The 12,009-nt window shown below is 35.6% G+C and carries 14 protein-coding genes and 1 riboswitch; of the genes, 7 read left to right on the forward strand and 7 right to left on the reverse strand.

Translation table 11 applies throughout. The annotated features are described in order from the left end of the window. Nucleotides 1-189 precede the first annotated feature (189 nt). The 6 genes from Q9B79_RS14015 to phaQ form a co-directional block, all read right to left on the reverse strand. Entirely contained in the window at nt 190-984 is a 795-nt protein-coding gene (locus Q9B79_RS14015) for a TerC family protein (RefSeq protein ID WP_000383325.1), read from the reverse strand. A gap of 90 nt (nt 985-1,074) precedes the next feature. Continuing rightward, a riboswitch (yybP-ykoY riboswitch) is annotated at nt 1,075-1,240 on the reverse strand. Between the two features lie 38 nt (nt 1,241-1,278). Next, nucleotides 1,279-2,598 (reverse strand): TrkH family potassium uptake protein, encoded by a 1,320-nt coding sequence (locus tag Q9B79_RS14020; RefSeq protein ID WP_306185166.1) that lies wholly within the window; start codon nt 2,596-2,598, stop codon nt 1,279-1,281. A gap of 113 nt (nt 2,599-2,711) precedes the next feature. Next, complete coding sequence (locus Q9B79_RS14025; RefSeq protein ID WP_001140707.1) at nt 2,712-2,897, reverse strand: alpha/beta-type small acid-soluble spore protein; 186 nt, start codon at nt 2,895-2,897, stop codon at nt 2,712-2,714. Between the two features lie 147 nt (nt 2,898-3,044). Next, nucleotides 3,045-3,488, reverse strand: a complete 444-nt coding sequence (locus Q9B79_RS14030) for a MaoC family dehydratase (protein ID WP_001067916.1) — start codon at nt 3,486-3,488, stop codon at nt 3,045-3,047. A 101-nt stretch (nt 3,489-3,589) separates the two neighbouring features. Then, nucleotides 3,590-4,114, reverse strand: coding sequence for a polyhydroxyalkanoic acid inclusion protein PhaP (gene phaP / locus Q9B79_RS14035; protein ID WP_306185169.1), 525 nt, complete (start codon nt 4,112-4,114; stop codon nt 3,590-3,592). 42 nt (nt 4,115-4,156) lie between these two features. Next, nucleotides 4,157-4,609 carry a poly-beta-hydroxybutyrate-responsive repressor gene (gene phaQ / locus Q9B79_RS14040; RefSeq protein WP_000903021.1) on the reverse strand — a complete coding sequence of 151 codons (453 nt, stop codon included), beginning with the start codon at nt 4,607-4,609 and terminating at the stop codon, nt 4,157-4,159. A 198-nt stretch (nt 4,610-4,807) separates the two neighbouring features. Here phaQ and phaR point away from each other — a divergent pair, with 198 nt between their 5' ends. The 5 genes from phaR to Q9B79_RS14065 all read left to right on the forward strand — a co-directional run bounded on the left by phaR (nt 4,808) and on the right by Q9B79_RS14065 (nt 10,013). Then, on the forward strand, nt 4,808-5,290 hold the full coding sequence (gene phaR, locus Q9B79_RS14045; RefSeq protein ID WP_074602806.1) for a polyhydroxyalkanoic acid synthase subunit PhaR: 483 nt from the start codon (nt 4,808-4,810) through the stop codon (nt 5,288-5,290). Between the two features lie 150 nt (nt 5,291-5,440). Further along, the gene (locus Q9B79_RS14050; protein WP_306185173.1) at nt 5,441-6,184 is read left to right on the forward strand and encodes an acetoacetyl-CoA reductase; all 744 of its coding nucleotides are present in this window, start codon (nt 5,441-5,443) and stop codon (nt 6,182-6,184) included. Between the two features lie 82 nt (nt 6,185-6,266). Then, on the forward strand, nt 6,267-7,352 hold the full coding sequence (gene phaC / locus Q9B79_RS14055) for a class III poly(R)-hydroxyalkanoic acid synthase subunit PhaC (RefSeq protein WP_306185175.1): 1,086 nt from the start codon (nt 6,267-6,269) through the stop codon (nt 7,350-7,352). Nucleotides 7,353-7,447: 95 nt separating this feature from the next. Beyond that, nucleotides 7,448-8,641 carry an NAD(P)/FAD-dependent oxidoreductase gene (locus Q9B79_RS14060; RefSeq protein ID WP_306185177.1) on the forward strand — a complete coding sequence of 398 codons (1,194 nt, stop codon included), beginning with the start codon at nt 7,448-7,450 and terminating at the stop codon, nt 8,639-8,641. 22 nt (nt 8,642-8,663) lie between these two features. Next, nucleotides 8,664-10,013 (forward strand): TrkH family potassium uptake protein, encoded by a 1,350-nt coding sequence (locus tag Q9B79_RS14065; RefSeq protein WP_306185179.1) that lies wholly within the window; start codon nt 8,664-8,666, stop codon nt 10,011-10,013. 38 nt (nt 10,014-10,051) lie between these two features. Here Q9B79_RS14065 and Q9B79_RS14070 read toward each other — a convergent pair whose 3' ends face one another. Beyond that, a complete protein-coding gene (locus tag Q9B79_RS14070; RefSeq protein ID WP_306185181.1) occupies nt 10,052-10,387 on the reverse strand; it encodes a DUF3905 domain-containing protein in 336 nt (111 codons plus the stop codon). Nucleotides 10,388-10,535: 148 nt separating this feature from the next. Here Q9B79_RS14070 and Q9B79_RS14075 point away from each other — a divergent pair, with 148 nt between their 5' ends. Both Q9B79_RS14075 and Q9B79_RS14080 read left to right on the forward strand, forming a co-directional pair. After that, nucleotides 10,536-10,688 carry a hypothetical protein gene (locus Q9B79_RS14075; protein ID WP_000240799.1) on the forward strand — a complete coding sequence of 51 codons (153 nt, stop codon included), beginning with the start codon at nt 10,536-10,538 and terminating at the stop codon, nt 10,686-10,688. Nucleotides 10,689-10,916: 228 nt separating this feature from the next. Then, the gene (locus tag Q9B79_RS14080; protein WP_098412871.1) at nt 10,917-11,993 is read left to right on the forward strand and encodes a putative 2-aminoethylphosphonate ABC transporter substrate-binding protein; all 1,077 of its coding nucleotides are present in this window, start codon (nt 10,917-10,919) and stop codon (nt 11,991-11,993) included. Nucleotides 11,994-12,009: the final 16 nt, after the last annotated feature.

The following is a 12,009-nucleotide window of genomic DNA, read 5'->3' on the forward strand; positions in this document are numbered from 1 at the left end:
TACATCATCTATAAATACTCCTTATATAAATAAAGTACATGGATTCAATCATAGTTTCAATAAGTTTGTGCAATGTTTCACAAAAAGGACATACATGCACTAAGAAAACGTTTACAAAAGATAGTATAATAGAAATTTTTCTGGACATTGAGAGAGAGAAAGAGAAAGGAAAAAGAAAAAGCGCTATAATTACAGCGCTTTTTCGTCTAGATTTTTTTCGACTTTTGTTTCTACTTCTTTCGAGAAGAACCAGCCGCCAACTGCGATTCCAACTAATACAATCCAGAATGTAAGCTTCCAAGGTGTAGATTCTGGGAATGAATGTGGAATTACATTTAATGCAGGGTGTGCTAATGTGTAAACTGCTAGTTTCACACCAACCCAACCTACAATTAAGAATGCTGCAGTTTCAAGTCCTGGCTTACGTTTTAAAATTTGTACGAAAGCAGTTGCCGCAAATCGCATAATGATTAATCCGATAAGTCCACCTACAAAGATAACAACGAATTGCCCAGTATCAAGACTACCAATTGTACCTAATCCAGTTTTTGGTAAAGTCATTGCTAATGCAACGGCAGCTAAAATTGAATCAACTGCGAAGGCGATATCTGCAACTTCAACTTTAAATACAGTCCACCAAAAGTTCTCTTGTTTTTTCTTTGCTTCTTTTTCTTCTGTTTCTTCATCTGTATTCTTTTTAACATATGTTTTAAATAAGTGATTACCAGCGATAAACATAAGGTAAATGGCACCGATTGCTTGCACTTGCCATACGTCGACTAGGAACGAAATCATAAATAACGATCCGAAACGGAAAACAAATGCCCCCGCTAATCCATAAAATAGTGCTTTCTTTCTTTTTTCTTCTGGTAAATGTTTTACCATAATTGCAAGAACAAGAGCGTTATCAGCTGCTAAAATCCCCTCTAGTGCAATTAGGATAAGTAATACCCAACCATACTCCAATAATAATGATACATCCATGTACATTCTCCTCTCATTTCTATAAGTACTAAATAAGTGAAGAATTTCCCCACTATTTAGTTTCCCCATACTCCTGCCTATTAACTTTGGAAGAATTTGGAAATGAATGCAAAAAAGACCTCTGCCGTTAATAGGCAAAGGTCTTGCTAGACATATGTAATGAAAATGCCAACAAAGCCGGAAGAACTAAGTTCTACGTAATGACGACTTTGTTTCCAAGAAATATTCTTGGACGCTACTCCCCTTTGGAGATATGCTATTGTACTCTCATTATATGGATAATTTATACGGTTGTCAACCTGTTAAAATATCTTCGTTCGGATATTTTATTTTTCGGTTCTTTTTACGTGCAAATGAAAAAGCAAGTGTTAGAGGTCCCATTTTCCCGAAAAACATCATAAAGATAATAATAGCTTTTCCAATCATCGTTAAGTGCGGTGTGAAATTCATACTGAGACCGACAGTCCCAAATGCTGAAAATACTTCGAAAGCACTCATCAATAGAGGAACTCGCTCAGTAATACTCAAAATTAAAATAGCAAAAAAAATAAATGAAATAGAAATAATAGTGATGGTCAATGATTTGACAATAAGAGTATCTTTAATAGATTTTTTAAACACGACAATATCATCTCGTTCTTGTAAAAATTTAAATACCCCAAAAAACATGATTAAAAAGGTTGTTAATTTAATCCCACCGCCAGTTGAAGCACTACCGGCGCCGATAAACATTAGAAGCATCATTAATAAAAGGGAAGGCTTTGATAATGCAGAAATATCAACTGTATTAAACCCGGCAGTACGCGTTGAAATTGCTTGGAAATAAGCAGCCATGCCTTCTTCCAATGGAGTAAACCCCCTCATAGAGAGAGAATTGTGGAACTCGAATATAAAAATAAAAATAGTCGCAATAATATTGACGATTAGAGTAGAAGAGAGCATAAGTTTTGAGTGTAATGTAAGGTTTTTAAAATTTTTCTTTCTTTTTATATCAACGATTACTGTAAAACCAATCCCACCTAAAACAATGAGGGAGGAAATGACGAGATTGACCAGAATGCTATGAGAATGGGACATTAAATTATCGCTCCATACAGAAAAACCTGCATTGTTAAAAGCAGAGATGGAATGAAAAAAGCTATAATAGATTCCTTTAGCAATCCCATATTTCGGTACCCATTCAAAAGAAAGAATGAAAGTAGCGATACATTCGACTGTAAAGGAGAATAAAAATAATGCTTTGGCAAGACGGATGACACCGCCTATATTCGTTTGATTTAATGCTTGTTGCAGTAAAATTCGATTTTGAAGGCCAATTTTTCTGCCGAGCATAATCGCAATTAAAACGGCAAAGCTCATAATGCCAAGTCCGCCCACTTGTATAAGCGTTAAAATGACACATTGACCAAATAAAGTAAATACTTTTCCAGTGTCCACAACCCCTAGCCCTGTAACCGTACAAGCAGAAACTGTTGTAAATAAAGCATCGAGCCATGAAATAGACGTTGTTGTAGCGATTGGTAGTTTTAATAAGCATGTACCCATAATTGATAACATGATAAAAGACAAAGTAAGGACGCGGGGAGGACTCATGCGAATGTTAATCCGTTTCATGTTACATATCGTTCCTTTCTGTTTACTCTTACTAGTATGTGAAAAAGTACGTTTAGTATGTTGAAAATAGAAAGAGGCAGAGAATATCTGCCTCTAAGCCATATGTTATAGTGTTATCCGCGTAATTGTTGTTGAGCTAAAGAAACAAGACGTTTTGTTACTTCACCGCCAACGGATCCGTTAGAACGTGATGCAGTATTAGACCCTAAGCTTACGCCGAATTCTTGTGCAATTTCATATTTAAATTGATCAAGTGCTTGTTCAGCACCTGGAACTAGTAATTTGTTTGTTTTTGCCATGGTGATACACATCCTTATAAGTAGTCCAGTCCAGTTAAGTACTTATCTGAAATGGTACTGTTATTTTATGTGGAACCGGCGTGCTCATACGCGGAAGTAATCGGTGTGATTAGAAGTTATTGGATAGAAAAAAGAGTAGCAAATTTGCTACTCTTTTTTTAGTATTGTCGCTGTACCTTCCACGACAATATCATCCGATTGATTATATATATTTGTTTGCAACGTAATGATTTTTTTGTCGTCACGTTTTTTGATGACTTCTGCCACAACGCGAAGTGTATCGCCAATTTTGACAGGAGCACGGAATGAAACGTTTTGAGATAAATAAATCGTATTTTTTCCTGGAAGTTTCGTACCAAGGATGGTAGAAATAAAACTCGAAACGAGCATACCATGGGCAATACGTTCTTTAAACATTGTCGTTTTTGCAAAAGAGTCTAAAATATGAATAGGATTCACATCTCCAGTCAATTTTGCAAAATTGATAACGTCCTCATCCGTAATCGTTTTTGTAAGTGATGCTTGATCACCGACTTGAATCTCATCATAACGAAGCTCCGGGACGGTTTGTGCTTCTTGAAATGGATTCATTTTGTCCTCCTTCTTTTCCATATCGAAAAATGCCAGCCATCTTGATGTAGTAGGAGGAAGAAAGAGTTTTGTTTGTGCTGCAGTTAGCTCCCACATTTTTCTTACTTGATGGAAGTAAATAGATTTTTTGAGTTTTCCTCGAACTTTTTTGCGAGTTCCAACTGTTTTGACTTGAAATCTTCCAAAAAACCTTCTAACTGTTTTTGAGCCTCTTCACGTTGTAATTGTTGTTGTTCAATAAATTGCTTAGTTGTTTCTTCAAATTGACCGCTTGTTTGAGTAAGGATAGACAAAGATGTTTTTGTAGGAGAAACAGTTAGCTGTTGCATATGAGCAGAAAGTTCTTTCCACTTGTCTTGCCACTCGTTAATTTGATCATTTAAGGAGTTTCCAGTTAATTGCTTCACGTAATCTGTATATTGGTTATTGAATTGATTAGTGAATTGTTGCAGTTCTTTTTCTAGTTCATCTACTCCTGATGTTAATTTATGCAAAGCGTCTTGTTGTTGTTTTAATGTTTCTAAAGTAAGTTGCTCTAATTGTTTCCCAGCTGAAGAGAAAAGGGAAAGAGATTGAGACCAGTTTTTCCAAAATGCATCGACCAATTCGTATGGTTTAGTTTCCATTGTTTGACCCCCAAATGTTTTTTTGCATATTGTGAACGCAGATTACTCTGCTGTACCACCAGGTGAAGATGAAGAATCCTTTTCATCCTTTTCTGGAGAAGTGGCGAATGGAAAGAATGCGTTCGTATATAACGTGAAAAACGTTCGCAGCATATTTTGGTAATGCTCAAAAGAAGTTGCACATGTTGCTAAATATTTCTCTCCATATTCGGTTAAAGAATAAATTCTTTTTGCTGGCCCTCCTTCGCTTGTATCCCAAGTAGAAGAAATGAGGTTTTCTTTTTCTAATTTGCGTAGTGTTCTATAGACATTACCTTGGTCAACAGAAGAAAAGCCGATATCCATTAGCATTTGAATAAGTTTGTAACCATGAAGACTCCAGTCTTTTAGACATAGAAGTAAGAAGGGAACTAAGAAGTTTTTTGGCATGGAGTTTGGTTGTTTTGCTTGGTTGTTCTCCAAACTTTCGCGTTGTTCTGGTTCATTATGTAGCATGATTGTGCATCACCTCATGAATCAGTTAGATGGAATTTTTTGCTTATAAGTGCAATTTACACCTATCTGTTTTTAAAGTCAACACATTTGTTAGAAAATAGAAAAAAATAAAATATAGACTTGAAGTTTTATTCAGAATATTAGAAAATAATGAATAGGTTGAATTGTTTCAAAAACGAAAAAGGGAGTGTAGGTAAAGTGATTGATCAAAAATTCGATCCACTACAAGCATGGAAAAATGCTTATGAACAAACCGAAACATTTTGGGGAAAAGCGCTCAATGAAACAATTAAAACAGAAGAATATTCTGCTTGGATGGGCAGCGTTCTAGATTTGAATTTGTTTTATCAAAAAGCATTAAATGATACGACAAAAAATTATTTAGAGCAGGTGAATGTGCCTACGAAAGAGGATATCGCTAGAGTGGCTACGCTTGTTATTAACTTAGAAAATAAAGTGGATAACATTGAGGAGTTTCTAGAAGAAAAGGTAGAGTCAGTAGGACAAGCTCCTACATTAAAGCGCGATGTTACGAAAGTAAAACAAGATATTCGCACGCTAGAAACGAAAGTTGATCAAATTTTAGAATTGCTAGAAAAGCAAAATGCAGTACTAGCGAAACTACAAGAACCTGTAAAAGAAGAAGTAAAACCTACGAATAAGCCAGAAAACAAAAAGTGATAATAGCGCTTGTTTATAACAGGTAAAAGAGAGGGGAGAATCTTTTTTACATGTATAAACAGCGAAACATAATTATATAGGGACTCTATAGTATGAGTACCAAAATGATTCATAATAATCGTTCACAAATTCATTTAAGGGGGAAAAGAAATGGTTCAATTAAATGGCAAAGTAGCAATCGTAACAGGTGGAGCAAAAGGAATTGGAAAAGCGATTACAGTAGCGTTAGCACAAGAGGGAGCAAAAGTTGTTATTAACTATAACAGCAGTAAAGAAGCAGCTGAAAACTTAGTAAATGAATTAGGACAAGAAGGACATGACGTTTATGCAGTTCAAGCGGATGTTTCTAAAGTAGAAGATGCAAACCGACTTGTAGAAGAAGCAGTGAATCATTTTGGTAAAGTTGATATTCTTGTTAATAATGCTGGTATTACAAGAGATCGTACATTTAAAAAGTTAAATCGTGAAGATTGGGAACGCGTAATTGACGTGAACTTAAGCAGTGTGTTTAATACGACAAGCGCGGTACTTCCATACATAACGGAAGCAGAAGAAGGAAGAATTATTAGCATTTCTTCTATCATTGGACAAGCTGGTGGATTTGGACAAACAAACTATTCAGCAGCAAAAGCAGGTATGCTAGGATTTACTAAGTCATTAGCATTAGAGCTTGCAAAAACAAATGTAACTGTAAATGCTATTTGCCCAGGGTTTATTGATACTGAAATGGTAGCAGAAGTACCAGAAGAAGTACGCCAAAAAATCGTTGCGAAAATCCCGAAAAAACGTTTTGGTCAAGCGGATGAAATTGCAAAAGGTGTAGTATACCTATGCCGTGACGGTGCTTATATCACTGGTCAGCAATTAAACATTAACGGCGGATTATATATGTAATGAAGTAAGAAAAAAGTGCATATCCATAGCAGGAATGCACTTCTTTTTTTAGAAGGAAATCGACCAAAAAGGAGATAGAAAAATGACTACATTCGTAACAGAATGGGAAAAGCAATTAGAGCTATACCCAGAAGAGTACCGAAAAGCGTACCGCCGTGTGAAAAGGGCGAGTGAAATTTTATTACGTGAACCAGAGCCGCAAGTAGGATTAACGCCGAAAGAGGTTATTTGGACGAAAAATAAGACGAAGCTTTATCGCTACATTCCAAAACAAGAAAAAACACAAAGAGTTCCAATTCTATTAATATATGCTCTTATTAATAAACCGTATATTATGGATTTAACTCCTGGAAATAGTTTAGTGGAATATCTAGTGGACCGTGGTTTTGATGTGTATATGCTTGATTGGGGCACATTTGGTTTAGAAGATAGTCATTTGAAATTTGATGATTTCGTGTTTGATTATATTGCAAAAGCAGTGAAAAAAGTAATGAGAACTGCAAAATCGGACGAGATTTCTTTACTTGGTTATTGTATGGGTGGAACGCTAACTTCTATTTATGCGGCACTTCATCCACACATGCCAATTCGTAACCTAATCTTTATGACAAGTCCTTTTGATTTCTCTGAAACAGGATTATATGGTCCGCTATTAGATGAGAAATACTTCAATCTAGATAAAGCGGTTGATACATTTGGAAATATTCCGCCAGAAATGATTGATTTCGGAAACAAAATGTTAAAACCAATTACGAACTTTGTTGGTCCATATGTTGCTTTAGTGGATCGTTCAGAGAATGAGCGCTTCGTTGAAAGTTGGAGGTTAGTTCAAAAGTGGGTTGGTGATGGCATTCCGTTCCCAGGTGAATCATACAGACAGTGGATTCGTGATTTTTATCAAAACAATAAACTAGTTAAGGGTGAACTCGTTATTCGTGGACAAAAGGTAGACCTTGCAAATATTAAGGCGAATGTCTTAAATATCTCAGGGAAACGTGATCATATCGCCCTGCCATGCCAAGTAGAAGCGTTGCTAGATCATATTTCTAGCACAGATAAACAATATGTATGTTTACCAACGGGACATATGTCGATTGTTTACGGTGGAACAGCAATCAAACAAACGTATCCGACGATTGGAGATTGGCTTGACGAGCGTTCGAAGTAAAAATAAAAAAGTCCAACTAGCATATGTTAGTTGGATTTTTTTATGAAAAATAACAAAACATAGAAAGGAGAAATTTATATTTTAGGAGTATAATTATGAAACTTATGACTGGTAAGTTGTTTTGGAATACAGGAGTTTCTATACCTTGTTATCCGTCGTTAGAAAATGATATGATATGTGATGTGCTTGTAGTCGGAAGCGGTGAAGCAGGTGCTCATATAGCGTACTCGCTATCTACAATTGGAATGCACGTTACGCTCATTGAAAAACGAGAAATCGCTTGCGGCAGTACAGCTGCTAATACAGGTTTACTACAATTTTTGCATGATAAATCGTTAACCTCACTTATCCATACATTTGGTGAAGAAAAAGGGGTACGAGCATATAAGCTTTGTTACGAAGCGTTACGAACGATGGAGAAAGTTGTACCAACTCTCGATATTGATCCCCAGTTTATTCCGCGAAAAAGTCTATATTATGCAAGTAAAAGTGAGGATGTCCCATTTTTACAAAAGGAGTACAATACGTTACAGAATTATGGATTTCCGGTTGAGTATTTTACAGAATCTGATGTGAAAGAACGCTATCCTTTTACAAAACAAGCGGCATTATACACACACGGTGATGCCGAGGTGAATCCGTATTTATTAACGCATAGCCTTTTGCATAAAGCAAATCAAATGGGGGCTACTATATATGAACATACAGAGGCCATACATATAAAAAAATGCCAAAATGACTTAATTTGTTATACGAAAACAGGAAATCAAATTGTAGCAAAGAATATTATTATGGCGACAGGTTACGAAGAACTTTTCGGAAAGAAAGAGAAAAATACAACAGTGGAAACATCTTATGCAGTTGTGACAAATAAGGTAGATTCATTTGAAGGTTGGCACGAACGATCATTAATTTGGGAAACAGCAAGGCCTTATTTGTATTTTCGTACGTATGGAAACCGTATTATTGTAGGCGGATTAGATGAAGCGATACAAATTCAAACAATCGGTGATACGAAATTATTGCATAAGCGTGATATCCTTATTAACATTGTAAAAGAGATGTTCCCCAAGTATAAGAATATACAGGCAGAGTACTATTGGGCAGCGGCATTTGGCAGTAGTCAAGACGGTCTCCCGATTTTAAAAGAAGACAAAAAGATACATAATTTATTTTACGCATTGCCCTTTGGAGGTAATGGAACTGTGTATGGAATGGTATTTGCCAAAATATTTGAGCAGTTATTTACAAATAAAGAAAGTAAAGATTTTTCTTTATTTAATCGATAGAAAAAGGTAGCGAAGTGATGGAATGAAAGATATAAAAAAGTTTTTACAAAAATTACGACCTGTTCAACTCATTGTTTTGTTTTATTTATTAGCAGTAGTTGTATCGGTGATATTGCTTAGTTTACCGTTTGTTACGAAGTCTGGTGTAAAATGGACATTTATTGATGCTCTCTTTACAGCTGTTAGTGCGGTAAGTGTTACGGGACTGTCTGTTGTTACGATTTCAGATACGTTTACTACGGCAGGAATTATTATTTTAGCCCTTATTTTACAATTAGGTGGCTTAGGAATTATGGCACTTGGTACATTCGTTTGGATTATAACGGGGAAAAAGATTGGTTTGCAGAGAAGAAGACTCATTATGGCAGACCATAATCAAGGGAATTTATCAGGTCTTGTAGAATTAATGCGTTCTATTTTAATTGTAATTATTTCGATAGAACTTATTGGAGCAATATTATTAGGTACAAGATTCCTACTTTATTTTCCATCTTGGCAAGAAGCTTATTTTCACGGTTTCTTTGCGGCTGTTAGTGCAACTACGAACGGCGGATTTGATTTAACAGGGCAATCGCTAATTCCGTATAAAAAAGATTACATTGTTCAAATGATTCATATGTTACTTATTATTTTAGGAGCGATTGGTTTCCCTGTGTTAATGGAAGTAAAACAATTCCTTAGTAAAAGGAGACAGCAATTATTTCGTTTTTCGTTATTTACAAAATTGACGACAACAACATTTTTTGCGCTCGTTGTCGTTGGAACGATTATGATTTTTTTACTAGAACGAAATCATTTTTTAGCAGGAAAGTCATGGCATGAAACAGTTTTCTATACATTATTCCAATCTGTGACGACGCGAAGCGGTGGTCTTGCTACAATGGATATACTTGAATTGTCACAACCGACGCTTTTATTTATGAGTATATTAATGTTTATAGGGGCATCTCCAAGTTCGGTTGGAGGCGGAATACGTACAACAACATTTGCTGTTAGTATATTATCGCTATACACTTTTGCCAGAGGCGGGAGAACGGTTAGAGTCTTCAAACGTCAGCTACATGAAGAGGACGTGCTGAAAGCATCTGTCGTTATGACGATGGGGATTTTATTATGTGCCACGGCACTATTTATCTTATCTATTACGGAAAATGTACCGCTTATGAGTTTAATTGTTGAAGTGTGTTCTGCTTTTGGGACAACAGGACTATCGACAGGTATTACGCCTGATTTAACAACTGTTGGTAAGCTTGTACTCATTGTACTTATGTTTATCGGGCGTGTCGGGATTTTAACATTTATACTAGCAAGTGGCGGAAGAGAACAGCCACCTCGTTATAAATACCCGAAAGAGAGAATTATTATTGGATAGTATGAAACCATTCTACCTATGTGAGGTAGAATGGTTTTTTAGTCGTTAATGCCAAATTGCGGATGCATAAAAGCATCATTCTTATTATCTACTTCTTTTTTTAGCAACTCTTGATTTTCTTCTGAAATCCACCCAATATCATTTGTAGGATGGATCCATTCTTCTCCAGCCATAATGGCAGGGTCTACATCATCACTCCAATTGTGAAGTGGACTGTTCTCGGAATCATATTTACTGTCTCCGATTATGACGTCATATTGATTGATGAAAGGTTGTTGCATCTTCTTTCCTGTTCCTTTAAAAGATGGAAAATTCATTTGATGCGGGAGCGTTTCATCTAAAATGGGTGACTGAATCTTATCTTTCTTCTTCAAAATAATCGCTCCTTTTTATAATAATTTCTTCATAGGTAGTATTTCCATCTAGCGGCTCTTATGTACTTGTTAACACTTGCCAGTAATAATTATGTCGGCTTGCTTCAAACTAGAATAGAAAGTGAATTCTTGAGAGCAGGTGAATGTATTGGTAAAAAGAAAAGTGAAACAAAATGCGGCAATCAATAATAATAAAACTCCGAAAGAAAGCTTACCAGATGCAGAATTTGCATTAGAGTATGAAGGAGAGAATAGCGCGAAGTATGCAAATCGTAATTCAAAAAAAGGTAAACAAAAATGAGGCGTTTTTTACAAACGCCTCATTTTTTTGTGGGATTATAAAGGTTTTTTTAATTATTTGTAAATTTAGGGTTCATTATTAGCAGAAAAATGCGAAAAAACATAGAAGTAGCAACGTATTACACAAAAACAAACAACAAACAAAAGATTAATGTTGGTTTAATACTGCTTTTACACTAGTTGTTTATATTTGAATTGTACATAAGATTTGTAAAAGGAGAGAGAGACAGTGAAAAAAACAATCTTTAAAGCTGTAGCAACTGGAATGGTATTTTCGTTATTAATGGGGTGTGGTGCAAAGAAAGAAGAAAGTGCTGGGGCAAAAGTGAAAGATGATAAATTATCTGGATCATTGACTGTTTACACAGCGATTGAAGAAGAACTTGTACCAATTTATCTTGATTCTTTTAAAAAGAAGTATCCAGATGTAAAACTGAACATTGTTCGTGATTCAACTGGAGTTATTACAGCGAAATTGCTAGCTGAAGGAAAAAATACACAAGCAGATGTTGTATGGGGAACAGCAGCGTCTAGTCTATTAGCTTTAGATAAAAAAGATATGTTAAAAGGATACTCTCCAAAAGGAGCAGATCGTGTTCTTCCGCAATTTAAAGATGATAAGCAACCAGAAAAATGGGTAGGTAATACGGCATTTATGACGGGGATTGCTATAAATAAAGAAGAATTAAAGAAGAAAAATTTACCGATGCCAGAATCATACGAAGACTTAACGAAACCAGAATATAAAGGAACGCTTGTTATGCCACATCCGGCTTCTTCTGGAACAGGATTTTTAACAGTTTCTGCATGGTTACAAATTATGGGTGAAGATAAAGGCTGGGATTACATGAAGAAACTTCATGAGAATATGGCAACTTATACTCATTCAGGTTCAAAACCAGCGAAATTAGCAGGCGCAGGTGAATATCCAGTTGGTGTATCAATGGTTTATAGTGCTTTAAAAGAGAAACAAAAAGGTGCACCAGTTGAAGTAGTATTACCGAAGGAAGGATTAGGTTGGGAAGTAGAAGCGAACGCACTTATTAAAAAAGATAACGCAAAAAATGAAAAATTAGCGCAAGCATTTTTAGACTGGGCAATTACTGATGATGTAATGAAGTTATACTTTGAGAAAAATGGATTTGCGACAATTAAAAACGATTATAAACTTCCAGATGGATTCCCTAAAGACGTAACAGAAAAGTTATACAAAAAGAATGACTTTAAGTGGGCAGCAGAAAATCGTGACAAAATTTTAGAAAAATGGGAAAAAGAGTTTGGCCAAAAAGCAGAACCGAAAAAGTAAGTGAGTGGGAGAGAGA

The organism is Bacillus sp. MHSD_36, assembly GCF_030757775.1.
Lineage (GTDB): Bacteria > Bacillota > Bacilli > Bacillales > Bacillaceae_G > Bacillus_A.